A 1729-nucleotide genomic window follows, 5' to 3' on the forward strand; every position below is an offset into this window, starting at 1 on the left:
AAGCAATCTGGTAATATGTCAACAACTAAATTTGAAAGTAATATAGTGAATGAATAAAAAAGGGCATAACAAATAAACCTTGAGATAAAAAGCAAAAAATCAAGGTAGAAGAAAGCTATGAATTAGGAGTATACTCTACTCCTTGAGGAACAAAAAGTTGGTTTTTAGCCAGCAATCCAAAAACCAAACGGATAAATTTCCGTGATGTAAGCGCGAGTGCTCGTTTGTGCTGATGAGTTTTAACTTCATTAAACTTCTTTTGATAGAAGGCAGTATACTCAGGAATATGATGAATAACACTACTAGTCGCTTCGATCAGATAATAACGAAGATATTTATTACCAGCTTTACTCATTTTGGTGTCATCAGCTTGAAAGTCTCCGGACTGATTTTCAGTCCATACGATACCGGCATATTTAGCTAGAGCTGAATGATTAGGGAATGCTTGGATACTACCAATCTCTGAGAGAATCCCAGCGGCAAAAACCGGACCGATACCAGGAATGGATTTTAAGCAAAGGTATTCGGATGGATTAAGCCCATGAACGGTTTTTATAATAGCTTTATCAATGGATTTAATTTCGTTCTTAAAAGCTTTTAAGCAATTAAAAGAAGAGGCAATGGCAATAGTTAAAGGTTCATAAAGGCACTTGTCCAAACGATAGGAGTTTCTAGCAGCGGCTTGTAAGATGGAAGCTACCTCTTGTGGGTTAGAGAAACGATTTTTCCCTTTCTCACAAACAAAATCAATAAGATCTTCAATGGAGGTTTCAGCGATTTCTTCATTAGAAAGAAAATCAGTTAAAACAGCAGATGCGGTAGCACCATATTTATTAGAAAAAGGATGATCTTTGTTCGTAAGGATAGCAAACTCGCTAAACTTAAGAAAAACATTAGAGAGCATGTAAGTTTTTTCTCTAGCCAGACACTCAACTAAATGCAGACGATGTCTAGTCAAACGCTGAAGAGCCAGAAACTGAGAACCCCGCCAAGGTTCACAAGAGATTCTACCAACTCTAGCAAAATCAGCAATGACAAAAGCATCAATGGGATCTTTCTTGCCCATGCCAATAAAAGACTTCTTGTAATTGGCAACCATCTTAGGATTAAGACAATACACATATGTATTATAAGGAAGCAGAAGGGTGCAAGAAGAAAGAAAGTTGGCAATATGAATTCCATAAAAAGAAGTGGATTCAAGAGCAATAATAACACGAGTGAAATTACTGTTAGATAACAAAACAGAAAGTTTATCAGCAATTTCATCGGCACCAGTCTGAGAATTAGGGACAGCAAACTGAAGAAGCTTGTCCTGTTCAAAATTCAAAGCACAAACAACGTTTTCACGGGCAGAAACATCAATGCCCACAAACAAAGAAGATAAATACTCTGATTTTTTCATAAAATCACCACCTTTCGATAGAGATGAGGAAATTAGAGAAAGAATATCCTAATCAAAAGTACTGACTGAAACCTCGCATAATAAGCATTCAACCAACAGAAATACCTTGCTGGGGGCTACTGGTGGTGATGCAACATCTGAGTAAGCAGCATTTGATACTTAAGTCAGGGAGCAAGCTTTCATTAGCAATAGCATATGCTTTGCAAGGAGAAAAAGCTCAAACCTTCGCTAATGTCCTATAAGGTTATTTTAGCATTAGGGTATTCTTAATAAAAATAAATAAGTTTATAGCTACGATTATTAGCTACAAACTTATTATACGAGGAG

1 protein-coding gene is annotated in these 1729 nt (G+C 36.4%); it reads right to left on the reverse strand.

What is annotated here, in order from left to right; translation table 11 throughout:
- Positions 1-115 precede the first annotated feature (115 nt).
- Entirely contained in the window at positions 116-1402 is a 1287-nt protein-coding gene (locus tag NSA47_RS15270) for an IS110 family RNA-guided transposase (protein ID WP_257533557.1), read from the reverse strand.
- Positions 1403-1729: the final 327 nt, after the last annotated feature.

Source organism: Irregularibacter muris (assembly GCF_024622505.1).
In the GTDB taxonomy this organism is placed as follows: Bacteria; Bacillota; Clostridia; order Eubacteriales; family Garciellaceae; genus Irregularibacter; species Irregularibacter muris.

What these genes read in the sequence shown, in the direction of transcription:
- NSA47_RS15270 (WP_257533557.1), bottom strand. Translation starts at nt 1,402, where the DNA reads ATGAAAAAATCAGAGTATTTATCTTCTTTGTTTGTGGGCATTGATGTT.